Source organism: Rossellomorea oryzaecorticis (genome assembly GCF_038405515.1).
Taxonomy (GTDB): domain Bacteria; phylum Bacillota; class Bacilli; order Bacillales; family Bacillaceae_B; genus Rossellomorea; species Rossellomorea oryzaecorticis_A.
On the sequence record NZ_JBBYAF010000036.1, the window covers coordinates 1 to 23,123 of the forward strand.

The window sequence follows — 23,123 nt, forward strand, 5'->3', positions numbered from 1 at the left end:
AGGCGAGCAAGCCGGAAAGGCGTTCTTTGCCTTTTTGGCTTGCTTGACTTATGACCTCGAGCCTCTAGCCGCCGGAGCTGGACAGGTCTCACATTAGCTACTTTTTCCGTAGGAGTCTTCGTCTTCCACTCCAATCAACTGCTGGTATCACCCTAATATTAATAACGGAGGATAACTAAGAAATAAACAACAGGTGCGATCACTCATGAATTGAGAGCAACTCTCGTTCATTTCCGATTTAATTATTATTATCACCTTATAGAAAAAGAGCAGCCGTAAAAGCTGCTCTTTTCCGATGAAAGATTATAAAGAAGCTCTAAGAATAGAAAGAACGTCTTCTTTGTTGAGTTTGTTGAAGTTGCCGAATTCTCCGTTTGCCATTGCTTTGTCTGCCATGATGTCAAGCTTGCTGTCATCGATGTTGTAGTCGGCAAGGCTTGATGGTGCACCGATTGAGGTCCAGAATTCGCGAAGTTTGCTGATTCCTTCGAGTGCTGTTTCTTCTTCTGTCTTGCCAGTCGGATCGACATCGAATACACGTTCAGCCATTTGCGCAAAACGAGCTGGATTTACTTTCAGATTGTGCTTCATCCAGTTCGGGAAAAGGATCGCTAGACCGCCGGCATGAGGGATATCATATACAGCTGATACAGCATGCTCGATATTGTGGCTTGCCCAGTCGCCGCGGTAGCCCATTTGGAGCATCCCGTTCAATGCGATCGTTCCTGAATACAGGATTGTTTCACGAAGCTCATAATTTTCAAGGTCATTGATTAATTTGGGAGCTGTTTCAATAACCGTTCTTAATGTACTTTCACACATGCGATCCTGTAAAGGTGTGTTTGTTGCATCGTTAAAATACTGTTCAAATACGTGGGACATCATATCAACCATCCCGTAAACAGTGTGATTTTTCGGCACCGTGAACGTATTTACCGGATCGAGGATCGAGAATTGCGGGAATGTCACAGGGCTTCCCCATCCGTACTTCTCCTGGGTTTCCCAGTTTGTGATAACAGAACCGGCATTCATTTCAGAACCCGTCGCAGCAAGCGTCAGCACCGTTCCAAATGGCAGTGCTTCATGAGCCACGGCTTTCTTCGTCACAAGATCCCATGCATCACCGTCATATTTAGCACCGGCTGCGATCGCTTTTGTACAGTCGATGACACTGCCGCCACCGACAGCAAGAAGGAATTCGATATCGTTTTCCTTACAGATTTTCACCCCTTCTCTCACAGAAGAAAGACGCGGGTTCGGATCTACACCTGGGAGCTCATGCACTTGTGCATCAATGCTATTTAAAATGGAAACCACTTCATCGTATAGGCCATTGCGTTTAATGCTTCCGCCGCCATAAACGAGAAGCACTTTCTTTCCATATTGAGGTACCAATTCTTTCAATTGTTCAACTTGATCCTTACCAAAGATCAGCTTGGTCGGATTATAATAAGTAAAAGTATTCATTTATGTTACCTCCTTTTTATAATGACGGGCTTACTAAATTGATCAAGCCCGAATCATTCACCTTTCCATTATCGAATATATCTTTCCCAAATTGCAAAGAACTTGCACACAGAAATACTTTCTTGTCTGGAATAAGAATAAAAAGATTGGACACCTTATTAATGAGCCATTGTTTAAGGAGGAAAAATGACATGAGTGCAATTCAACGTATTGCTTTGGTTCTAACGATCATAGGGGCCATTAACTGGGGACTAATCGGATTTTTCCAATTTGACTTGGTAGCGGCCATCTTCGGTGGACAAGATTCTGCGCTATCTCGGATCATCTATGGTTTAGTTGGTATCGCCGGTCTCATAAATCTCGGATTATTATTCAAACCAACCGAAGAGATCGAAAGAGAACCGCACACAGAACCGACACGCTAAGACTTTGATAACAATAAAGGCCCGTCCCTCGCTGCTTTAAAGCAGCGAGGGACGGGCCTTTTAATTATCCCAACAAAACCAAATAAGGAGACTCATTCACCTAAGCTAGAGTCCCCTCCACATCATTTAAACAGTTTCTTAAGGATTTTCAACCCGAATTTTGAATTTGGATAGCGGAAACTGAAATCAAACTTGGTGGTTTGTTTCAGAATGCTTTTATAATGGGAAAACGTCGAAAAGCTTGATTCTCCATGATAATTTCCGATTCCGCTTTCCCCTACCCCGCCGAATGGAAGATAGGGAGTGGCAAGATGCATCAGCGTGTCGTTCACGCAGCCCCCTCCATACGAAACCGAGCTGTTTACTTTATCCGCAACATCGTCATCACTTGTAAATAGGTAAAGCGCTAAAGGTTTCGGACGATCATTAATAAACTCGATCACCTCATCCAGAACTTCAAACTCCATCACAGGGAAGATCGGTCCAAATATTTCATCCTGCATGACAGGAACAGAATCGTCGTTCGGTACCATAAGGGTTGGTTCGATCTTAAGACTGGCATGATCTACACGTCCTCCTGTCAAAATCTCTCCGTCCTGCAGGTAGCCCGTCAGTCTATTGAAGTGACGTTCATTCACTATTTTCCCGAAGGTGTCATTGGTAAGCGGGTTTTTTCCGTAAAAATCGTGAACGGCTTTCTGGAATTCCTCAATAAATTCTTCTTTCACTTCTTTATAAACGAAGAGATAGTCGGGGGCGACGCAGGTCTGCCCCGCATTCGTCACTTTACCGAACGCAATCCGTTTTGCCGCAAGTGCGATATTGGCCGTTTTATCAACGATACACGGACTTTTCCCGCCCAGTTCTAACGTAACGGGGATAAGCTGCTTCGCTGCCGCCTCCATGATCACCTTTCCGACCGGCACGCTTCCCGTAAAGAAAATATAATCAAAAGGCTGTTCCAGTAAATGCCGGGTTGTATCTACCCCGCCTTCCACTACCTTTATATATTCAGGATCAAAATGTGAATGGACGATATCGGCAATCAAATTAGACGTGTGCGGTGTCAGCTCAGAGGGCTTGATTACTGCCGTATTTCCGGAAGCGATCGCCCCGATGATTGGAGAAATCGCAAGCTGCAGCGGATAATTCCAAGGAGCGATAATGAGTGCGGCCCCGTATGGCTCAGGGACTTTGTAGGCTTTGGATCCCACATGAGTTTTCGCCGTTTTCACCTTGACCGGGGCAGCCCATTCGTCTATATGCTTTAATGTAAATCTGATTTCTTCCAGCAGGATGCCGATTTCAGTCGCATAGGTTTCCATTTCAGATTTATTCAAATCCTGCTTTAGCGCATGCAGGATTTCTTTTTCATGATTTTTTACGACATCAGCCAGCTTTTCAAGCGTTTGTTTACGAACGTCCAGCGGCTTCGTCTTGCCCTCTTTAAAAAATTGCTTTTGCTTTTCAATTACAGCTTGTATGATTTCCCGGGATGATTCTTCAATTGCTGCAGCCACTAAGATCCCTCCTAATGAATAAATTTTTTCACCTTATTGTAAATATAGCATGAAATGCCATTTTATTCCGTATGGTAAACTCTGAAAAACAAAAGAACCTGCCCCCTAATAACTTGGAGACAGGTCCTGCCTATATGATGGGGCTATACCCAACCTCTGAATCTTGACGCCTCTGCCATCTTGCGTGCACCGACCATATATGCGGCAAGGCGCATATTGACGCGGCGATTCTGCGATGTTTCGTATACATTATTGAAAGCATCAATAAGTTTAGCTTCAAGCTTCTCGTTTACTTCTGCTTCAGACCAGTAGTACCCTTGATTATTCTGAACCCATTCGAAGTAGGATACCGTTACTCCTCCTGCACTGGCCAGTACATCGGGAACAAGCAGGATTCCTCTCTCGGAAAGAATTCGTGTTGCTTCAAGAGTGGTCGGTCCATTAGCAGCTTCTACCACAATGGATGCTTTGATATCATGAACATTTTTTTCAGTGATTTGATTTGAGATCGCTGCCGGAACCAGGATATCACAGTCAAGCTCCAACAGTTCTTTATTCGTAATTGTGTTTTCGAACAATGTCGTTACTGTTCCAAAACTGTCACGGCGGTCTAATAAATAATCAATATCAAGACCTGCAGGGTCGTGAAGTGCTCCGTGAGCATCAGAAATGGCAATCACTTTTGCACCGGCATCGTGCATGAACTTCGCCAGGAAGCTCCCTGCGTTTCCAAAGCCCTGGATCACGACCCGTGCACCTTTGATATCGATATCGCGTTTTTTTGCGGCTTGCTCGATACAGATGGTTACCCCTTGAGCCGTTGCTTTTTCACGTCCCTGGGAACCACCAAGTACGATCGGTTTGCCGGTGATGAAGCCAGGTGAATCATTTTCACGAAGGCGGCTGTACTCATCCATCATCCACGCCATGATCTGGGAATTTGTATATACGTCAGGTGCAGGAATATCCTTCGTAGGACCCACAATCTGGCTGATTGCGCGAACATATCCACGGCTTAATTTTTCAAGTTCAGTAAAAGACATCGTACGAGGATCACATACGATACCGCCTTTTCCTCCCCCGTACGGCAAATCGACGATACCGCATTTTAAACTCATCCACATGGATAAGGCCTTTACTTCTTCCTCATCCACTTCAGGGTGAAAACGGACGCCTCCCTTAGTTGGACCGACTGCATCGTTATGCTGCGCACGATAACCGGTAAACACTTTGATGCTGCCGTCATCCATGCGTACTGGGATTCGGACGGTCAACATACGAATCGGCTCTTTCAGCAACTCATACATTTCCTCTGAATAACCGAGTTTTGATAAAGCATCATTAATGACATGCTGTGTAGAAGTAAACAGATTAAGGTTTTCTCCCATTTTAAACATTCGCCTCTTTATTATGTGATCTAAAACGTAGTTATTGTAACATATTACCTTGTACTAAACCATTGGCTTTTTTTAAATAAATTTTTCATTCTTATTTTTACACTTTAAAGGGACACTAACTATCTATTCAAAGCGGATCAAAAACGTGAAAAGCCAGTTTATTTCTGGCTTTCACACATATTCATATTATTTTGAAAGCACCTTTTTAATGCGGTCGATCGCCCAATCAAGCTCTTCCTGTGAAATGACGAGCGGAGGAGCGAAACGGATCACTGTGTCATGCGTTTCTTTGCAAAGCAGCCCTTCCTCTTTCAACTGTTCACAATATTTACGTGCCGGCTCATTAAGCTCAACTCCGATGAACAACCCTCTTCCGCGAACTTCCTTAATCATAGGATTGTCTATCTCACGAAGTTTACTCATAAAGTATTCTCCAAGTTCCAATGAGCGGTCTGCAAGCTTTTCATCAAGAAGGACATCGAGTGAGGCCACTGACACGGCACAAGCCATCGGATTTCCGCCGAAAGTGGAACCATGGGAGCCGGGATTAAACACGCCTAGTACTTCATTGCTGGCTACGACACATGAGATTGGGAATACTCCGCCTCCAAGTGCTTTCCCGAGGATGTACATATCAGGATCTACATCTTCCCATTCACATGCAAACATTTTACCGGAACGGGCGAGCCCCGCCTGGATTTCATCTGCGATGAACAGAACATTATTTTCTTTACAAAGCTCGTAAGCTGCTTTCAGGAAACCTTCAGGAGGAATGACGATACCCGCCTCACCCTGGATCGGCTCAATCAGGAATGCAGCTGTGTTTGGTGTGATTGCTTCTTTAAGGGCATCAAGGTCTCCATAATTAATCAGGTTGATTCCTGGAAGCATCGGTCCGAATCCACGCTTGTATTCTTCTTCTGAAGAAAGGGAAACAGCTGTCATCGTTCTTCCGTGGAAGTTTCCGTTACATGCGATGATTTCCGCTCTGTTTTCTTCTACCCCCTTGACATCATAAGCCCAGCGGCGTGCCGTTTTGATGGCCGTTTCGACTGCCTCTGCCCCGGTGTTCATCGGAAGCGCCATTTCCTTGCCTGTTAGCTTACAGATTTTTTCATACCAAGGAGCCAATTGATCGTTGTGGAAGGCACGTGAAGTCAATGTCACACGATCCGCCTGATCCTTGAGCGCCTGGATGACTTTTGGATGACGATGCCCCTGATTTACTGCAGAATAGGCACTCAGCATATCCATGTACTTGTTTCCTTCAGGATCTTTCACCCATACACCTTCTGCTTCAGAGATGACGATCGGAAGCGGGTGATAGTTTTTCGCACCATATTTTTCTGTTTGTTCGATAATGGAATGAGTATTCACTGACATAAAAAAGTTCCTCCTTAATGAAATCGCAGATAGCTTTTAAAAAAATTGCAGCTTACGGAAATCTATCTTCCGCGGTTACAATCACATACTTATACAAAAGGATGGAGCCTCTGCTAACAAAGGCTCCTCCCTATTCTCATGTGGTATTATAGTGTTTCTGAAGTTGTTTTAGCCTGCATGTGAAGAAGCAGGTAGTCCGGCCCGCCGGCTTTAGAGTCGGTCCCTGACATGTTGAATCCGCCGAATGGCTGGTATCCAACGATTGCTCCCGTACAACCCCTGTTGAAGTATAGGTTACCAACGTGGAAGTCTTCACGAGCCTGTTCGATCTTCGCACGGTTATTTGTGATGACCGCACCAGTCAAACCATATTCTGTGTTGTTTGCAATCTCTAGCGCGTGATCGAAATCCTTCGCTTTGGAGAATGCTACAACAGGTCCGAAGATTTCTTCCTGCATCAGGCGCGCATCAGGTGCAACGTCTGCAAAGATCGTCGGTTTCACGAAGAATCCCTTGGAATTGTCTCCTTCTCCGCCGATCATCAGCTTGCCTTCTTCTTTGCCGATTTCAACGTAACTCATAATTTTGTCAAAGGATGCCTGGTCGATCACAGGACCCATGAAGTTATCATTGTCAACCGGATCGCCGACTGTTAATTCTTTTGTTAATTCAACTGCACGATCGAGCACTCTATCGTATACATCTTCTACGATGACTGCACGTGAGCAGGCAGAACATTTTTGACCTGAGAATCCAAATGCAGAAGCAACGATTGATTGCGCTGCAAGCTCCAGATCTCCTTCGCTGTCTACAACGATTGTATCTTTACCGCCCATTTCTGCGATTACACGCTTCAGCCATTTTTGGCCTTTATGGACCATGGCAGCTCTTTCGTAGATGCGCGTCCCTACCTCACGTGAACCTGTGAATGAAATAAAGCGTGTCTTCGGATGATCAACCAAGTAGTCACCCACTTCAGCACCGCTTCCAGGAACGTAGTTGATAACACCTGCAGGAAGTCCCGCTTCCTCCAATACTTCAATGAACTTGGCTGCTACAACGGATGTCGTTGAAGCCGGCTTAAGAAGGACAGTATTACCAGAAACGATTGCAGCTACAGCTGTACCCGCCATGATCGCAAACGCAAAGTTCCAAGGAGAGATGACAACGCCAACTCCAAGCGGAATATAATTGAACTGGTTGTATTCACCAGGACGGCTTTCTACAGGGAACCCATCTTTAATACGAAGCATTTGACGCCCGTAGTACTCCATGAAGTCGATTGCTTCTGCTGTATCAGCATCCGCTTCCTTCCATGGTTTACCGGCTTCCTTCGTTAATAAAGCAGAGAATTCATGCTTACGGCGACGAACAATGGCAGAAGCACGGAACAGGATGTCTGCACGTGTTTCAGGTTTCACTTTACGCCAGGTCTGGAACGTATCATAGGCAACATTCATTGCTTTTTCGGCAAGATCCTTGTCAGCTTTTGAAACGCGTCCGATAAGTTCTTCTTTGTTTGCCGGATTGACAGAAACAATCTTATCTTCAGTCGTCACACGCTCACCGCCGATAATCAGCGGATAATCTTGACCCAGGTAACTTCCTACTGCTTTTAAACCTTCTTTGAATGCCTTCTGATTATCTTTTTGTGAGAAATCAGTGAATGGTTCGTGCTTGTAAGGAATCATTTGGGTATTCCCCCTTTTTAACAAAGATTTTTATTCATCCTCTAAACCGAGGTTAGATAACAGGCATGCAAAAAAAATTTGCATTTAGAAAACCCTTACACTTATAATAATGCAAAAGATAGTTGCGTTTTTCAAGAGTTTTTTAAAAATTTTTTCATTAAGCGCTTTCATATTAACTCATTTTACTGAAATAACAATTTCGCACGCATCTGAAAACTGGCAAACTAAGAATCGGTACTTTAAAATTGAGGAGAGAGACATCATGCAAGAATTCGAAAAACGTTTATATATGTATGAAAAAGCCGCCGAACATCTCGAATCAGGTGTCCATGTCATCGACTCAAGGGGCAAAACCATCATCTACAATCGCAAAATGCGTGAAATTGAAGGTATGGAAATAGAAGACGTGCTCGACAAAAACCTTCTCGATGTATTTCAATTCCACTCCGAAGAAGAAAGCACTCTTCTTCAAGTCCTGAAAACCAAGGAACCCGCTCTCAATGTAAAACAAACTTACTTTAATATAAACGGAATTGAAATCACGACCATCAATGATACCTTCCCAATTTGTCATGACGATGTGCTGATCGGTGCTATCGAGATTGCCCGGGACGTCACCATGCTCGAGAAAATGATGCGTGATAATCTGCACAAACGGACGAACAGCCTCTATACATTTGACAGCATCGTTGGCGGAAATCTCCGTTTACAGGAAGCAGTCGAAACCGGCAAAAGGGCGACACGGACTTCTTCCCCTGTCTTGATCTGCGGGGAAGCAGGGACCGGTAAAGAGTTGTTTGCTCAGAGCATCCACAACGGCAGCTTGCGTTCCGATCGCCCGTTCATCGCCCAGAACTGCTCTTCTTTGCCGGAAGACATACTGGAGAGTATTCTGTTTGGAGCGGACACAGAGACGAAGGAAGCGGAAGCATCAGACCGTCAAACCCTTTTTCAGCAAGCACAGGGGGGGACATTATTGCTCGATGAAATCAACTCATTACCCCCTTCCCTCCAGCAAAAGCTGTTAAACATCCTGCAGGGGGGGACTGACCTTCCACATGATGTCAGGGTGATCGCAACGGTGAACGAAGACCCGATCGACGCAATCGCTGAAGGGCGCCTGTTAAAGGATTTGTATTATCGATTAAGTGTCGTTTCCATCTTCATCCCTTCTCTTCGCGACCGAAAAGAAGATATGAAAGAATTGATCTCATTTTTCATCAATCAATTCAATCACCACTTCGCAATGAACATCAGAGGACTGACAGAAGAAGTCGAAAACGTTTTTCTAGAATATGAATGGCCAGGGAATGTCAGAGAATTGGAGCATGTAATAGAAGGAGCCTTCAACCTGGTCGGATTTGAAGAAATGATCAATTTCAATCATCTGCCGATCGGTTTCAGGCAGCGCCTTCAGCATGGTGCTACCAGTCAGGACGTCCAGGATGACTCAGACTTCCTGTACCAGACAGGGACCGACATCAAGCCGCTTGAGATGTTTGTTGTAGAAGCAGAAACCTATTATATTCAAAAAGCGTTGAAGTATCATGAATATAATATTACTCAAACTGCAAAATCCCTTGGCATGAGCCGCCAAAATCTGCAGTATCGGATCCGGAAGTATGGAATCGAGCGAGGGGCTGGGTATTGAGTGATGTGATGAGATGTTTCTGGGAAGAGAGCCACGCCCGTAGTTATCGGGTGTGGCTCTTTTTGTTAAACTAATCAAACTGTAAGTAAGGAATCCAATCAACTGACCCATAAAAAAGAGACAACTTATAAAATAAGTTGTCTCATAAAATATTATTTTTTAATAATGGAAATGGAGTTGGTAACTAAGACTTCATCAGCTCAGAATCCGTGATGAACCTCATTCCCTCGGTGGATTCCAAAGAGAATACGCCTCCTCTTCCGGGTTTCACATCCAATATGATCTTGAAATTCTTCCAGTATTCATATTGCTGTGAGTTCATATAGAAAGGACAATCGGCTGCAGTACCCACTAACACATCGCTGTCACCTATGATCAAATCATCCTGACTCAAGCACATCGGGGAACTTCCATCACAACATCCTCCTGACTGATGGAAAAGCAGAGGGCCATGCTTACTCTTAAGCTTTTCGATCAATTGAAGGGCCTGCTCTGTCGCCTCTAGTCGATTTTCCATTTTAGAAGAATCCTAACTTCTTAGGGCTGTAGCTAACCAGTAAGTTCTTTGTTTGTTGATAGTGAGATAGCATCATCTTATGATTTTCACGGCCGATACCGGACATTTTGTAACCGCCGAATGCTGCGTGTGCAGGGTATTGGTGGTAGCAGTTTGTCCATACGCGTCCCGCTTGAATTTCTCTTCCGAAACGGTAAGCGGTATTCATATCACGAGTCCAGACTCCCGCTCCCAGACCATAAAGTGTGTCGTTGGCAATTTCAAGCGCTTCTTCCTTCGTTTTGAAAGTTGTGACTGACACAACTGGTCCAAAAATTTCTTCTTGGAAGATACGCATGCTGTTGTCGCCTTTAAATACAGTCGGCTTCACATAAAAACCTGTTTCATGATCCCCGTCTAATTTATTTTGCTCTCCGCCAATCAGACATTCCGCACCTTCTTGTTTACCAATTTCAATGTAAGAAAGAATCTTCTCTAATTGTTCTTGAGATGCTTGAGCACCGAGCATCGTTTCTGTATCTAACGGATTGCCCTGCTTGATTTGCTTTACGCGCTCAATCGCTCTTTCCATGAACTTGTCATAGATCGATTCCTGGATAAGCGCTCTTGAAGGGCATGTACACACTTCCCCTTGGTTAAGAGCGAACATAACAAAGCCTTCCACAGCTTTATCAAGGAAATCATCATCTTCATTCATGACATCTTCAAAGAAGATATTCGGTGATTTACCACCAAGCTCAAGTGTTACAGGAATGATGTTTTGAGAAGCATATTGCATGATCAGGCGTCCGGTTGTTGTTTCCCCAGTGAAGGCCACCTTTCCAATACGCTTACTTTGCGCAAGTGGCTTACCTGCTTCAACACCGAAACCTTGAACCACGTTTAATACCCCTTTTGGCAGTAAATCCTGTATTAATTCCACAAGGACCATAATAGAAGCCGGTGTTTGTTCAGCTGGCTTCAGGATGACGCAGTTTCCGGCAGCAAGTGCAGGAGCAAGCTTCCATGTAGCCATTAGAATAGGGAAGTTCCAAGGAATGATTTGACCTACCACCCCAATCGGTTCATGGAAATGATACGAGACCGTGTCTTGATCAAGCTCACCAACCGAACCTTCCTGAGCCCTGATGCAGCCTGCGAAATAACGGAAATGATCAACCGCTAACGGTAAATCTGCAGCTAAAGTCTCCCGGACGGGTTTTCCATTATCCCATGTTTCAGCTACTGCAAGCATTTCCAGGTTTTCTTCTATGCGATCAGCGATTTTATTTAAAATGGAAGATCTTTCAGCTACAGATGTTTTCCCCCACGCATCCTTCGCCGCATGTGCAGCATCCAGCGCCTTTTCCACATCCGCTTCGTTTGAACGCGCAATCTTCGTAAAAAATTTTCCTGTTACTGGTGATACATTCTCAAAGTACTCACCATTTGCCGGCGGTACAAATTCCCCACCGATGAAGTTATCATATTTGTCTTTGAATTGAACCAACGATCCTTCTGTATTCGGATTATTATAAAGCATTTTAGCCCCTCCCGATTATTATGTATTTCTATTTTTAAAGCGCTTTCATTTTTCATTATATTCTATATAAGTTGTACGGACAAGTATATTGTTTAAAAATTCTATATTTTTCGCCAAATCCTGACGTTTACAGAAATAAAGCGATGACTCCCCCCTACTGGATTCATTGCTTTACCTATTTACAGCTTGATTTTATTGTACAACGCAGAATCAATAAGATCTTCATCGGTCATTATGTAAGGATGACTTTTTTCTAAGATGGACTGCATGTCTGCCGGCATTTTTTCTGCTTCATACGCACATACGAGTGTAAGTTCTTGTTCATTAACCACTTTATCCGTTTCTTTTTCGAACCAATCTACGATGTGAGCAGGATTTTCCAGTGCCCCCCACTCTACATTTGTCCAGGTTCGGAATGGGGCATCACCTTTAAAATAAGGTGTGTATATCTTTATTAATTGCTCATAGATCGCAGGTGGATGATAGCTCCCGCTTGATAGATAGAAATCGAAATTACTGATCATATGAACGTGTTTAAATTGATTGTCTGTTAGCTTCTCTTTTAATCGACCGACAAGCAATTTCAGGTTTTTCTCACTTTCAATTAGAATGACAGTTTCCCCTGACTCGACCCCATCCACAAGAAAGGCAAGCACCTTTTCTATATATGAATCTATATCGTGGTAACAGTAGAGGATATGTGAGCATGGGTTTGCTTTTACAAAACCATTTAGTTCTTTTGACATTTTATGAAGTCCTCCCTGCGTTTCTTTTATTACATGTATTCGTCATAAATCTTAGAAATCTTCTTCAAGCAAAAAGACAGCTTGTTACTGAAGCATCTTCGAGATTAAATTTATATTTACAGTTATGACTGTGTAGAAGTTTAATTTAGACATGCAAAAAAAGAACTGATTCATTTATTTAGAATCAATCACTTTATTTACAGCCAAATGTGAAGGGTCGTACGTGTATGATTTATAAAAATTATCATCCGTCATTATATAGGGATGACTTTTTTCCAGAATTGATTGCAAACAATCAGGCATTCTGGCTGCCTCATATGCACAAACAACTTTCAAACCATATTCATGAACTGCTTTATCCGTTTCTTTTTCAAACCAGTCTACGGTTTGAGAAGGATCTTCAAGCAACCCCCATTCCACATTTGCCCACGATCGAAAAGGAGTATCGCTCTCTAAATAAGGAGTGATTGTTTTCCTCATCTGCTCAAGAATGGCAGGTGCGTGGTAGCTTCCCCTTGCAAGATAGAATTCGAAGTTACTGATCACATTGATCTTTTCTAACTGATCATTGGTTAATCGGCTTTCCAGTTGTTTGAACAGTACTTTCAAATTCCTTTCATTTTCAATGAGAATTATGGAATCTCCCGCCTCGATCCCGTCGGTAATATAGGAGATGGCATTTTTTATATAGTGCTCACCGTTTTCATATGAGTACAGGACATGAGTACACGTGCTTTGATTCATTATTTCGCTTTTCATTTAGTATCCCCCCCCATTACCAATAACTCTTTCTCTATATAACTTCGGTACAAACTGCAGAAAACCTTTATATAAATAAAGACCACCCCAATTCATATGTTGGGGCGGTCTTATAAAGTCATTATTTCTTGATTAGGTCTTCACGTTCAGATTGCTCGATCCACTCTTCAAGCTTGTCTTTGAGTGTGTTGAAGCCTGCTGGAGTTGTTTCTTCAGCTGCCGGCTTTACACTTCCTTGACGGCGAGGTTTTTTCGCTGCTGCAGGCTTAGCCTGTTGTGCAGGAGCTTCTTCTGTAGCACGGATTGAAAGGCTGATTTTACCAGCTGCTTCGTCCACTGATAATACTTTGACCTTTACTTCGTCGCCTACTGAAAGGTGCTCACTAACGTCTTTAACAAAGCCGTGTGTGATTTCAGAGATATGAACAAGTCCTTGAGTTTCTTCGTCTAATGCAACAAATGCTCCGTATGGCTGGATGCCTGTAACTTTACCTGTTACAACAGATCCTGTTTCGAATTTTGTAGTCATGGTAACACTCCTAGTATATATATTATTTTTCTCTTTTACACGCAATTTTAGATTATACCATAGTTTGTGGGTTTCGGCAAAAAGGAATTATACAGGAGTATGAATTTGTTCCTTTTATCCATCTAAAATAACGCATCTCACTAGTTATGTTTCCCTATTCATCTAAATATTAAAACGATTTTCACTTTTTGATATCCTTGGTGATCAACCGCTGCCCTCGTAAATCTTTTGCACTTCTGATGAAATAATGACCGGTGTATGCTGCACCCAATTTTCAGGCTTCACAAAATTCGATTTCCGCAGTTCATTCAAGACCTGCTGCAGACTATCTGCGGTTTTATAAGATGAATAGTTCTCCACTATATATTCGTAGGCTTCATGCACTTCCGGCTTCAGCTTGCCTTTCTCTGTAAAGATCGGCTGATTGACGCCGCCGTTCACATAATGCTGATAAAGAAGATCGTAATCCAGCTTCACTTCGTTTCTGAATTGGGAATCCTCAGGCAGCTTTTTAAGGATTTGTTCAAGGAGCATGAGCCTGTCTCCCGCTTCCTTCCAGCCCGTTGTAAACTCTCCTGCTTTCAATACAGAAGCCTGCCGGGTTTGCATGTAGGAAACATACACATCGGGAAGGGCGTCTTCTGACAATATGCTGACGTACTCAAGGTCAATGGTTGTTTCAAGAGTATCTTCCTTTTCATTGTAGGACAGCTTTATCGCATTGTTTGTAATCCCACCGAGCATCATCCTAAATTCACTAGGGTAAGGTTGAGCTGCATTCAAGCTTTTCATATTGATTTCACCGTTTTCAATATGGGGCTTCCACCATTCCTTATTTTCCTGAAGTTTTTCTTCATAAATGGGAAGCAGCCCAGTCTGCTTTTCCATGAATTCTTTAGTCCAGGCCTCCGCCTCCATCATTGTGACGTTGCCTTTGAGACTCCGGATCATCATATCAGGCGTCCTCAATGATTCTTCAATCCATTCTTTCCCTCTATTTGCCCATTCAAGTTTCATATCATGGGGATAGTCGCGTTTGGTGATGGATTTCACATAAATTACCTGTCCCTGTGCATCCTTATCCAGCTGCGTTGTACTAAATGTGGACTCTGTGAACCCAAGACGCTCCATTGCCTGTGTCTTCCTAAGTTCATAGAGGGCTTCGGCATCCTCGATTTCTGTCTGTAACTCTTTGCTTGTTTTACCTTGATCGTGATTCTCGGCAGCTTGCCGGCTTTGCTCTCCTGGTTCACCCTGAGTATCTCCACCCATCGTCAATTGCAGAGCCAATACGGTGCCGATGAGGAGGACACCGATAAAACTTGCAACATAGGGCCAGTGGATGACCGGACGGGAACGCTTTTTCTTTGATCGACTCTTTTCTTCCTTAATGGCTTTAAGGATGGCATTCGAATCGGTCTGAGAAGGCATTTTCATATACGAACGGCCCAGTAGTTCCATCCGCTTTTCAAACCTTTTTTCATCCATTGATTGTTCCCTCCCCATTTTCCGCTTCCTCGAGCAGTTTTTTAAGCATGCTTTTCCCTCTCAGGATCCGGGTTTTAATCGTGGACAGATTGACGGAGAGTATATCTGCAATCTCTTCATATTTCTTGTCATGAAAATAGTATAGGATGATCGGGGCTCTATACTTCTCATCGAGCTCTTGAATGCATTCGTGAAGAGCACGGTCCTCTTCCTCCCTAAGGATGGTTGCATGAATGGATGCCGTCTCTTGCAACGGTTCGCTCATCACCTTCTGAAGTCTTTGGTTATACTGATTTTCTTTTCTCTTAAAGTCCCTCGATACATTTAATGTTATTTTATAAAGCCAGGTCGTGAATTTTGCATGTGTGAATCCGTCGATGAACCGGTATACCCTGATAAAGACTTCCTGACTGATATCCGGTATATCATCTATTTGGTTCCCCATCTGATAAGCGAAGCGTTCCACGATGGGGGAATAGTCGATGATCAATTTGCTGTAGGCGGTAAGATCGCCCTGTTTTGCCTTTTCGATGAGCTGTATTTCTTCCAATGCTCTAAACTCCTCCTCCCTTTCTGACTTTTCTTATCTATGTAACGCAGCCTGAATGACTTTTGTTTCAAAAAGAGGTATTATTTTTCTGAATTGGGTGTCAGTTTTATTAATCATACCATCATGGTTGTGGAGAAAAGAATCGAACATTTTAGAGACGGCTCTGAATACCGCTAATGATTTCCGCGCAAGACTTCGCTTTCCGCGGGTAGCCTGTGAGCCTCCTCGTCACTGCATTCCTGCGGGGTCTCACATTAGCTACTCTTCCCGCAGGAGTCTTCGTCTTGCACTCCAATCAACCGTTGGAACAAGCTAATTCAACAAACATGCTTAAACAAAGCCAAATAAAAAAAATCCGAACTAATTCGAATTCTAATTAAAGAATTTTGAATTATAGTTCGGATTTTTTTTACTAAAACTTTTTTCCATCCTCATTTATCAAGACTATACTTGCGCTGTTCCATCATTTTCTTTCTGTGCTTCTTCAAGTAAGGCGCTGCGTATAACCAAAACGCTGCCAGATGTGCGAAAGCAAAGTTGAAGACAAATAGACTCCAGAAGGTCACATGTCCCCAGCCGCCCATTTCAGGTACTGCCACATAATAAATGAAGATGGCCCATAATGCTACTAAAAATGGAATATGAATCAATGCCCATTTCCGGTGCTCGATCCATAAAAATAAAGGAGTAGCCGTTGCAACGAACAAATACACCATAAACATATCCATAAATGATCCCTCCATAGTTAAGCGCTTTCAATTTTGACTAATTAATGTCGGATTCGTGTCTAATTTGTGAACGTATTGTTACCACTAGTATACTATACTTTGCTAACTTTTCCAGCCCGTTTTTATTTTTTCAATAAAATAGGAGTTTTTTCATGATTTAAAACGTTTACAACCATACTAATGAAGAAGACATCATGAATTATTTGAAAAATCCCTGAATTCATTACATTTACCACCATTTTTAATATATATTGAAAATTTAAAAATCCGGTGTACACGGCATAAAAAACATAGTAGTATGGAAAAATCATTTTGTTTTTAGAAAGGAGCATCGTCATGGCGAAGAAACAACAGTGGTCTTCAAAACTAGGATTTATTCTGGCAGCTGCGGGTTCTGCCATCGGCCTAGGGGCAATCTGGAAATTCCCTTATATGGCCGGCGCAAATGGAGGGGGAGTGTTCTTTCTGCTCTTCATCATCTTCACGATTTTGATCGGCACACCGATTTTGCTTGCAGAGTTTGTCATCGGAAGAAGAGCCGGTGCCGATGCTGTCACTTCTTATAAGAAGCTTGCGCCTGGATCTGCCTGGCACTTAATCGGATATCTAGGCACAATCGTTTCATTTATCATCCTCTCCTTTTACAGCGTTGTGGGAGGCTGGATTCTTTCTTATCTTGCCAGAAGCTTTACAGGAGCTCTCTCAGGAAAAACCCAAGAACAGTACGGTGCACTGTTTGAAAGCATCATTGCGAACCCTTGGGAAATCCTGATCACGCAAGCCGTGTTTATTGTACTGACTGTAATGGTCGTTCAGGGAGGGATTCAAAAAGGGATTGAGCGTGCGAGCCGATATATGATGCCGTCTTTATTCATTTTATTCCTTATCCTGGTGGCGCGCTCGCTTACCCTTGACGGGGCAATGGAAGGTGTACGATTCCTGCTGGTCCCTGACTGGAAATACCTGACGGGAGAAACGGCATTACTTGCGCTTGGACAAGCCTTCTTCTCGTTAAGTGTCGGACTTTCCGTCATGGTGACATACGCTTCCTATCTTTCAAAGGAAGACAGTATGCCGAGGTCGGCAATTTCGGTATCAGGACTGAATATCTTCATCTCTCTGCTGGCAGGGTTGGTGATTTTCCCATCTGTCTACGCATTGGGGTTCCAGCCTGATGAAGGGCCCGGAATCGCCTTTGTCGTCCTTCCTGCCGTTTTTAATGAAATAGCTTTCGGCGGGATTTTCCTGACCGTATTTCTAGTCCTTCTGCTCTTTGCGACGTTGACATCTGCTTTCTCCATACTCGAAATCGGAGTAGCCGCGTTAACGAAAGGAAATCAAAAGAAGAGAATGCCTTATACATGGTTGATGGGAATCTTGGTGTTTATCGCAGGGATTCCAAGTGCACTCTCATTTGGGGTATTCAGCGAGTTCACTCTTCTCGATCGGAATTTCTTTGATTTTGCAGACTTTATCACAAGCAGCTTTGGACTGCCTATCGGTGCATTGTTTATAAGTATATTTGTTTCCTACCGGATGAAGCGGGAAGAAGTATGGAATGAAATCCAACAGGGATCATCCACTTCAAAAGGGCTGTTCAATGCCTGGATCGTCCTCCTTCGCTACATCGTCCCGATCGCGATCATATTTGTATTTCTATCCTAGCCGCTCAAGCCCCTTGAAGGCCCGTCCCTCGCTTTAAAGCAGTGAGGGACGGGCCTTCATTTTTAACATTTTGTTCACGAGTGGACAGTCTATTTATTTCCATTTGGTGATAAAATAAAAGTAAGAAGAGATTTGATTATTTGGGAGGGGTTTTAGGATGTCACACTTTGGTGAGAATTTGAAAAGAGTCAGAGAAGATCGAAATATTTCACAGCGTGAGTTAGCCCTGAAAGCTCGCTTAGGCGCGAGTACGATTGAAAAATATGAAAACAATGAACAGATCCCTGATACACAAACCATTTTAAAACTGTCTACGGTTCTCGATATCCCCGCTTCAGAGCTTTTGGAACGCGAAGAGACCAATCACCACCCTGCAGGGATTGATGCCGAGATCGAGCAGCTCATTAAAGAAATCGGGCCCAAACGGACAAAGCTGATTCTCCGTAAAGCGAAGGAATTCTCCGAAGACGACTTCCTCCGCGTAATGCAGATGCTGTTTGAAGTAAAATACGAAAAATAATTCTTTATGTATATAAGTCTTCAAAACGGGTCATACTGAGACTAAGCTTTCTAAGTATTCCCCCTTTTGTTTTCATTTTTTGGACGATTATTGTATCGTCCTATTTTTTTTGGCTTGGCATAGGCAAATATGTGGCCGGATTTATGAGTTTGAAAAGGGAGTTCACTATGGTTGAAGAAAGAGTTTTAATAAAGGAAATACTGGAGAATATAGCATTTATGATCCATTTTCCAAATATATGCTCCTTTAAGAATCATTCTAAACTGGACCACACACTCCCTGCCGAACCTAAGCCTCCCTCCGCGCACACCAAATAAAAACCAGGCCCCACTAATCAGGAACCCGGTTTAAAAATACAAATCCAACTGGCTAACGACTATGATTCTCAACAAACCGCTTCATTCGCTTCACGGCTTCCTGCAACTGTTCCATGGAGGACGCATATGAACATCGGATATGACCTTCCCCGCCTTTACCGAATACATTTCCAGGTACGACGGCTACTTTTTCTTCCATCAACAGTTTTTCAGCAAATTCTTCAGAACTGAAACCGGTCTTTGCAATCGACGGAAATGCATAAAACGCTCCACCCGGCAAGTGGCACGCAAGCCCCATCTCATTCAATGAATCGACAAAGTAATGTCGGCGGTGACGATAGCTTCGCTTCATTTCAAGTACTTCTTCCATTCCCTTATCAAGTGCTTCGATTGCTGCGTATTGTGCAGGAGTCGATGCACACATCATCGCGTACTGGTGAATCTTCAAAAGAGGTGCTGCAATTTCCACCGGAGCGCATATAAAACCGAGCCTCCATCCTGTCATCGCAAATCCTTTAGAAAATCCATTGATCACAATCGTTCTACCCCTCATTTCCTCGAGAGAAGCGATTGAAACGTGACCGCGGTCATAGGCAAGTTCAGAATAGATTTCATCTGAAAGCACCACCAGATCATGACGGCGGATGACTTCTGCAACCTCTTCCAGGTTTTCTCTTTCCAACACGGTTCCGGTCGGGTTATTCGGTGAGCATAACAGTACAGCTTTTGTCCTGCTTGTGATCGCTTCTTCAAGTTCCCCTGCCGTCAGCTTGAATCCATTCTCCGCCTTCGTTTCAACGGTTACAGGTGTTCCACCTGCGAGCTGCACGAGCGGGACATACGAAACGAATCCCGGCTCGACAACCACCACTTCATCTCCCGGGTCGATAATGGCCCTCATGCTGATATCAAGCGCCTGACTTGCACCGACTGTTACGATGATTTCGCTTTTCGGATCATACTCCACTCCATAGCCATTCTTCATATAGCTGCTGACTTTTTCACGAAGTTCCAATAGCCCGGCGTTAGCCGTATAGGAGGTAAAGCCCTGCTCCAATGAGAGGATGGCGGCTTCCCTTACTGTCCAGGATGTAATAAAATCAGGTTCCCCCACACCGAGGGAAATGACGCCTTCCATATTTGCTGCCAGATCAAAGAATTTGCGGATGCCGGACGGCTTCAGATTTTCAACCGACTTCGAGATATAAGATGTCTTTGTTGTCATGGAGACACCACAATTCGTTTATCTTCATTGAAATCGCCGAAGATGGTGCCGTCATGCTTATACTTTTTGAGCTGAAAATGGGTCGTTGTGGACAGGACCGAATCCAGTGTGGAAAGTTTTTCAGACACAAAGGTGGCGACTTCATGCATGGAACGCCCTTCAACTGTCACCGACAAATCATAGGCCCCCGACATCAGGTATACACTTTTTACTTCTTTATATCGATAAATCCGGTGGGCGACTTCATCAAATCCGACGCCTCTCTTCGGAGCAACCTTTACGTCGATCATAGCGGTCACACCTTCATGTCCCTCGACCTTTGACCAATCCACAATCGAGCTGTACCGTACAAGGATATTTTCCTTTTCAAGCTTGGTAAGGGTCTTTTCCACTTCGTCTGATGATACTTGAAGCATCTTTCCTAAGCTTTCTGTTGAAATTCTGGCATCCTTCTGTAAAATCCTTAGTAAATCAAGCTCCAATTCGCTAAGCTGCATAATGCTCCTCCTTCAATTCCACTTAAATGGTTACATTATAGCAGAAGATGATGAAATAAAAAGGGGTACCACATGTTTCTTATCATACAATCAATTGTTATTGGTGTTAAATAACAGAAAAAGGGTAAAATACGATAAACAACCATTGTGAGGAGAGAGGAATCATGCAGGGAAACGATTTTGCAAGAACGGTAAACGTCAATGGAGCCCATGTGTATTATGAATACCATAAGCACCCGTCAGCCTCTGAAACATTCGTTCTTCTACACGGATTTCTATCTTCATCTTTCAGTTTCAGACGGCTGACGCCTCTTTTGAAAGAACAATATAATGTCATTTCAATTGACCTCCCTCCATTTGGCAGCAGCGGCAAATCCAATCGTTTCATCTATTCCTATGAGAATTTAGCAAACACCGTCATTTCACTGCTCGATCACCTGAATGTGAAGAATATTCACCTGACCGGGCATTCAATGGGAGGTCAGATTGCGTTGAATGTCATGAAAAAAGAGCCTTCCCTCGTCGATAAGGGTGTACTCTTATGCAGCTCGGGTTATCTCAAAAAAATGAATTGGCCGGTCCTGATGGCGAGCCGGATCCCCTTTTTCCATCTGTATGTAAAGCTTTGGCTGACAAGGTCGGGCATCCGAAAAAACCTTGAAAATGTTGTCCATAACAGGGAATTGATCGATGACGAGATGATGTTCGGCTACCTAAAGCCTTTTCTCGAAGATGATATCTTCAAAGCACTGACGCGTATGATAAGGGACCGCGAAGGTGATTTATCAATCGCCGAATTAAAGAAAATTGAGACACCCTGCCTCCTTGTCTGGGGAGAACATGACCGTGTCGTCCCACTCACGACCGGAGAAAGGCTGACAAAAGACCTCCCCCAATCAAGGCTTGTGGTGTTAAAGGAAACCGGTCATCTTGTACCGGAAGAAAAACCTGACGAAGTACTGCAGCACATTCAGCAGTTTGTAAATTCCGAAGCGGGTGAATATGTAAAGAATGAACAGCACCACTATAAAAAAGGACTTTCCCAAACGCTTCTTACTGAAACGTAAGGGAAAGTCCCTTATATTTGTGTTAAATTGCGCAGGTTCCGATGTCCTTCTCTAACATCACCTGCACTTATAGTGTCTGAAACTTTGAATAAACGATAAAACAAATTATTTTCATCTTATCGACTTACATAATAAGATGAACATAACATAAGATTTCACCAGAAGTTTGATGACAACAGGCAAAAGAATTATTAAAGCTTCCGGCACTTACCATTTTTAGTGTGAAAGGGGTAAAGACTTTGAATGAATTCGAGAAAATAATCGATCGAAAAGGGACATCTTCCGTGAAATGGGATATGACCAAAACTGTTTTCGGAAAAGATGATGTACTGCCGATGTGGGTGGCGGATATGGACTTCCTGCCGCCGGCCGAAGTAAGCGAAGCCCTCAAGAACAGGTTGGACCATGGGATCTTCGGTTATACCTTTGTCGGTGACGGTCCCGCAGAAGCCATCGCTGAATGGATCCAGAAAAGACACGGCTGGAGCATACATAAAAGCTGGCTTCAATACAGCCCCGGCGTCGTGCCGGCCATCGCCGCAATCATACAGGCACTGACAGAGCCCGGTGACAAGGTACTCGTTCAGTCACCTGTGTACACACCGTTCTTCAGCATGACAGAAGAAAATGGCCGCGTGATTGAAAATGCTCCGTTAGTGTACGAAAATGGCACGTACAGCATTTCATTTGAAGAGTTTGAAGAATCACTGAAAAAAGGCGTCAAATTATTCCTGCTGTGCAATCCGCACAACCCGAGCGGGCGCGTTTGGACACGTGATGAACTAACCAAAATGGCAGAGCTTTGCAAAAAGCACAATGTCATCATCGTATCGGATGAAATCCACTCCGATCTCGTCTATGACTCTCATACACACACGCCGATTGCAGCCATCGATGACAGCTATAGAGACATGACCATTACCTGCATCGCACCAAGCAAAACATTCAATCTTGCCGGTCTGCAGGCATCAGCCATGATCACGCCAAACGAAGAATTCCGGGAGAAAATAGCAGGTGTCCATAAAAAACAAGGATTCTTCACTTTGAATACATTCGGCATCACCGGCATGGAAGCTGCTTATCGCCATGGTGAAACATGGCTCGAAAACATTCTGGGCTATTTAATGGAGAATGTGAAGATCACGAAGGCATTCCTCGAAGAGCACCTCCCCGACATTCATCTAGTTGACCCGGAAGGAACCTATCTTCTTTGGATTGATTGCAATAAGCTTGGCCTTTCAGATGACGAGCTGAAAGAGCTCCTCTTGGAAAAAGGAAAGCTCGGCTTAGAGCCCGGACCTAAATACGGAAAAGGCGGCGAAGGCTTTGTGAGGATGAACATCGCCTGTCCCCGGGAAGTACTGATGGATGGATTGGAAAGAATACGCAAGGCTCTTAAATAACGATGAATAGAATGTCAGCAGGAAAGCCAGGACTGGCTTTCCTGCTCTTTTTTTTA

The 23,123-nt window shown here is 43.7% G+C and carries 21 protein-coding genes; 6 read left to right on the forward strand and 15 right to left on the reverse strand.

The features are described 5' to 3' along the window. Nucleotides 1-303: 303 nt before the first annotated feature. Complete coding sequence (locus AAEO50_RS16145; protein WP_341985335.1) at nt 304-1,467, reverse strand: iron-containing alcohol dehydrogenase; 1,164 nt, start codon at nt 1,465-1,467, stop codon at nt 304-306. A gap of 191 nt (nt 1,468-1,658) precedes the next feature. On the opposite strand from AAEO50_RS16145, the gene AAEO50_RS16150 reads away from it, so the two are divergent. After that, complete coding sequence (locus AAEO50_RS16150; protein WP_032086367.1) at nt 1,659-1,892, forward strand: DUF378 domain-containing protein; 234 nt, start codon at nt 1,659-1,661, stop codon at nt 1,890-1,892. Nucleotides 1,893-2,014: 122 nt separating this feature from the next. On the opposite strand, the gene AAEO50_RS16155 is transcribed toward AAEO50_RS16150, so the two are convergent. The 4 genes from AAEO50_RS16155 to pruA form a co-directional block, all read right to left on the reverse strand. Continuing rightward, nucleotides 2,015-3,412, reverse strand: a complete 1,398-nt coding sequence (locus tag AAEO50_RS16155; protein WP_341985337.1) for an aldehyde dehydrogenase — start codon at nt 3,410-3,412, stop codon at nt 2,015-2,017. A gap of 143 nt (nt 3,413-3,555) precedes the next feature. Then, nucleotides 3,556-4,800, reverse strand: coding sequence for a Glu/Leu/Phe/Val dehydrogenase (locus tag AAEO50_RS16160; protein WP_341985378.1), 1,245 nt, complete (start codon nt 4,798-4,800; stop codon nt 3,556-3,558). 195 nt (nt 4,801-4,995) lie between these two features. Then, a complete protein-coding gene (locus tag AAEO50_RS16165; protein WP_341985338.1) occupies nt 4,996-6,192 on the reverse strand; it encodes an ornithine--oxo-acid transaminase in 1,197 nt (398 codons plus the stop codon). Nucleotides 6,193-6,338: 146 nt separating this feature from the next. Next, on the reverse strand, nt 6,339-7,883 hold the full coding sequence (gene pruA / locus AAEO50_RS16170) for an L-glutamate gamma-semialdehyde dehydrogenase (RefSeq protein ID WP_341985339.1): 1,545 nt from the start codon (nt 7,881-7,883) through the stop codon (nt 6,339-6,341). A gap of 262 nt (nt 7,884-8,145) precedes the next feature. Here pruA and AAEO50_RS16175 point away from each other — a divergent pair, with 262 nt between their 5' ends. After that, entirely contained in the window at nt 8,146-9,534 is a 1,389-nt protein-coding gene (locus AAEO50_RS16175) for a sigma-54 interaction domain-containing protein (protein WP_341985340.1), read from the forward strand. A gap of 184 nt (nt 9,535-9,718) precedes the next feature. Here the strand turns inward: AAEO50_RS16175 and AAEO50_RS16180 are convergent, their stop codons facing one another. The 8 genes from AAEO50_RS16180 to AAEO50_RS16220 form a co-directional block, all read right to left on the reverse strand. Beyond that, nucleotides 9,719-10,051 carry a DUF779 domain-containing protein gene (locus tag AAEO50_RS16180; RefSeq protein ID WP_341985341.1) on the reverse strand — a complete coding sequence of 111 codons (333 nt, stop codon included), beginning with the start codon at nt 10,049-10,051 and terminating at the stop codon, nt 9,719-9,721. A 1-nt stretch (nt 10,052) separates the two neighbouring features. Next, on the reverse strand, nt 10,053-11,573 hold the full coding sequence (adh, locus tag AAEO50_RS16185; RefSeq protein WP_341985342.1) for an aldehyde dehydrogenase: 1,521 nt from the start codon (nt 11,571-11,573) through the stop codon (nt 10,053-10,055). A gap of 179 nt (nt 11,574-11,752) precedes the next feature. Then, nucleotides 11,753-12,319 carry an MEDS domain-containing protein gene (locus AAEO50_RS16190; protein ID WP_341985343.1) on the reverse strand — a complete coding sequence of 189 codons (567 nt, stop codon included), beginning with the start codon at nt 12,317-12,319 and terminating at the stop codon, nt 11,753-11,755. 174 nt (nt 12,320-12,493) lie between these two features. Further along, on the reverse strand, nt 12,494-13,078 hold the full coding sequence (locus AAEO50_RS16195; protein WP_341985344.1) for an MEDS domain-containing protein: 585 nt from the start codon (nt 13,076-13,078) through the stop codon (nt 12,494-12,496). 121 nt (nt 13,079-13,199) lie between these two features. Beyond that, nucleotides 13,200-13,607, reverse strand: a complete 408-nt coding sequence (gene yugI / locus AAEO50_RS16200) for a S1 domain-containing post-transcriptional regulator GSP13 (RefSeq protein WP_175990525.1) — start codon at nt 13,605-13,607, stop codon at nt 13,200-13,202. A 204-nt stretch (nt 13,608-13,811) separates the two neighbouring features. Then, complete coding sequence (locus AAEO50_RS16205) at nt 13,812-15,095, reverse strand: hypothetical protein (protein WP_341985346.1); 1,284 nt, start codon at nt 15,093-15,095, stop codon at nt 13,812-13,814. After that, nucleotides 15,088-15,645 carry an RNA polymerase sigma factor gene (locus AAEO50_RS16210; protein WP_341985347.1) on the reverse strand — a complete coding sequence of 186 codons (558 nt, stop codon included), beginning with the start codon at nt 15,643-15,645 and terminating at the stop codon, nt 15,088-15,090. The genes AAEO50_RS16205 and AAEO50_RS16210 overlap by 8 nt, the downstream gene beginning before the upstream one ends. Nucleotides 15,646-16,076: 431 nt before the next feature. Then, entirely contained in the window at nt 16,077-16,373 is a 297-nt protein-coding gene (locus AAEO50_RS16220) for a spore morphogenesis/germination protein YwcE (RefSeq protein ID WP_341985348.1), read from the reverse strand. Between the two features lie 336 nt (nt 16,374-16,709). On the opposite strand from AAEO50_RS16220, the gene AAEO50_RS16225 reads away from it, so the two are divergent. Both AAEO50_RS16225 and AAEO50_RS16230 read left to right on the forward strand, forming a co-directional pair. Next, nucleotides 16,710-18,038: a sodium-dependent transporter gene (locus AAEO50_RS16225; RefSeq protein WP_341985350.1), complete on the forward strand. Its 1,329-nt coding sequence runs from the start codon at nt 16,710-16,712 to the stop codon at nt 18,036-18,038. Nucleotides 18,039-18,195: 157 nt separating this feature from the next. Then, entirely contained in the window at nt 18,196-18,558 is a 363-nt protein-coding gene (locus tag AAEO50_RS16230) for a helix-turn-helix transcriptional regulator (protein WP_341985351.1), read from the forward strand. A gap of 369 nt (nt 18,559-18,927) precedes the next feature. On the opposite strand, the gene AAEO50_RS16235 is transcribed toward AAEO50_RS16230, so the two are convergent. Beyond that, entirely contained in the window at nt 18,928-20,100 is a 1,173-nt protein-coding gene (locus tag AAEO50_RS16235; protein ID WP_341985352.1) for an aminotransferase, read from the reverse strand. Beyond that, complete coding sequence (locus AAEO50_RS16240; RefSeq protein ID WP_341985353.1) at nt 20,097-20,597, reverse strand: Lrp/AsnC family transcriptional regulator; 501 nt, start codon at nt 20,595-20,597, stop codon at nt 20,097-20,099. Before AAEO50_RS16240 ends, AAEO50_RS16235 begins: the two co-directional genes overlap by 4 nt. Before the next feature lie 164 nt (nt 20,598-20,761). Between AAEO50_RS16240 and AAEO50_RS16245 the strand changes: the two genes are divergently transcribed. Together AAEO50_RS16245 and AAEO50_RS16250 are read left to right on the forward strand one after the other, a co-directional pair. Further along, complete coding sequence (locus AAEO50_RS16245) at nt 20,762-21,664, forward strand: alpha/beta hydrolase (protein ID WP_341985355.1); 903 nt, start codon at nt 20,762-20,764, stop codon at nt 21,662-21,664. Nucleotides 21,665-21,903: 239 nt separating this feature from the next. Continuing rightward, nucleotides 21,904-23,067: a MalY/PatB family protein gene (locus tag AAEO50_RS16250; protein ID WP_341985356.1), complete on the forward strand. Its 1,164-nt coding sequence runs from the start codon at nt 21,904-21,906 to the stop codon at nt 23,065-23,067. The last annotated feature ends 56 nt before the right edge of the window (nt 23,068-23,123 follow it).

Coding starts and splice junctions, on each gene's coding strand:
- AAEO50_RS16145 (WP_341985335.1), bottom strand. CDS start 1,467: ATGAATACTTTTACTTATTATAATCCGACCAAGCTGATCTTTGGTAAG.
- AAEO50_RS16150 (WP_032086367.1), top strand. CDS start 1,659: ATGAGTGCAATTCAACGTATTGCTTTGGTTCTAACGATCATAGGGGCC.
- AAEO50_RS16160 (WP_341985378.1), bottom strand. CDS start 4,800: ATGGGAGAAAACCTTAATCTGTTTACTTCTACACAGCATGTCATTAAT.
- AAEO50_RS16165 (WP_341985338.1), bottom strand. CDS start 6,192: ATGTCAGTGAATACTCATTCCATTATCGAACAAACAGAAAAATATGGT.
- pruA (WP_341985339.1), bottom strand. CDS start 7,883: ATGATTCCTTACAAGCACGAACCATTCACTGATTTCTCACAAAAAGAT.
- AAEO50_RS16175 (WP_341985340.1), top strand. CDS start 8,146: ATGCAAGAATTCGAAAAACGTTTATATATGTATGAAAAAGCCGCCGAA.
- AAEO50_RS16180 (WP_341985341.1), bottom strand. CDS start 10,051: ATGGAAAATCGACTAGAGGCGACAGAGCAGGCCCTTCAATTGATCGAA.
- adh (WP_341985342.1), bottom strand. CDS start 11,573: ATGCTTTATAATAATCCGAATACAGAAGGATCGTTGGTTCAATTCAAA.
- AAEO50_RS16190 (WP_341985343.1), bottom strand. CDS start 12,319: ATGTCAAAAGAACTAAATGGTTTTGTAAAAGCAAACCCATGCTCACAT.
- AAEO50_RS16195 (WP_341985344.1), bottom strand. CDS start 13,078: ATGAAAAGCGAAATAATGAATCAAAGCACGTGTACTCATGTCCTGTAC.
- yugI (WP_175990525.1), bottom strand. CDS start 13,607: ATGACTACAAAATTCGAAACAGGATCTGTTGTAACAGGTAAAGTTACA.
- AAEO50_RS16205 (WP_341985346.1), bottom strand. CDS start 15,095: ATGGATGAAAAAAGGTTTGAAAAGCGGATGGAACTACTGGGCCGTTCG.
- AAEO50_RS16220 (WP_341985348.1), bottom strand. CDS start 16,373: ATGGATATGTTTATGGTGTATTTGTTCGTTGCAACGGCTACTCCTTTA.
- AAEO50_RS16225 (WP_341985350.1), top strand. CDS start 16,710: ATGGCGAAGAAACAACAGTGGTCTTCAAAACTAGGATTTATTCTGGCA.
- AAEO50_RS16230 (WP_341985351.1), top strand. CDS start 18,196: ATGTCACACTTTGGTGAGAATTTGAAAAGAGTCAGAGAAGATCGAAAT.
- AAEO50_RS16235 (WP_341985352.1), bottom strand. CDS start 20,100: ATGACAACAAAGACATCTTATATCTCGAAGTCGGTTGAAAATCTGAAG.
- AAEO50_RS16240 (WP_341985353.1), bottom strand. CDS start 20,597: ATGCAGCTTAGCGAATTGGAGCTTGATTTACTAAGGATTTTACAGAAG.
- AAEO50_RS16245 (WP_341985355.1), top strand. CDS start 20,762: ATGCAGGGAAACGATTTTGCAAGAACGGTAAACGTCAATGGAGCCCAT.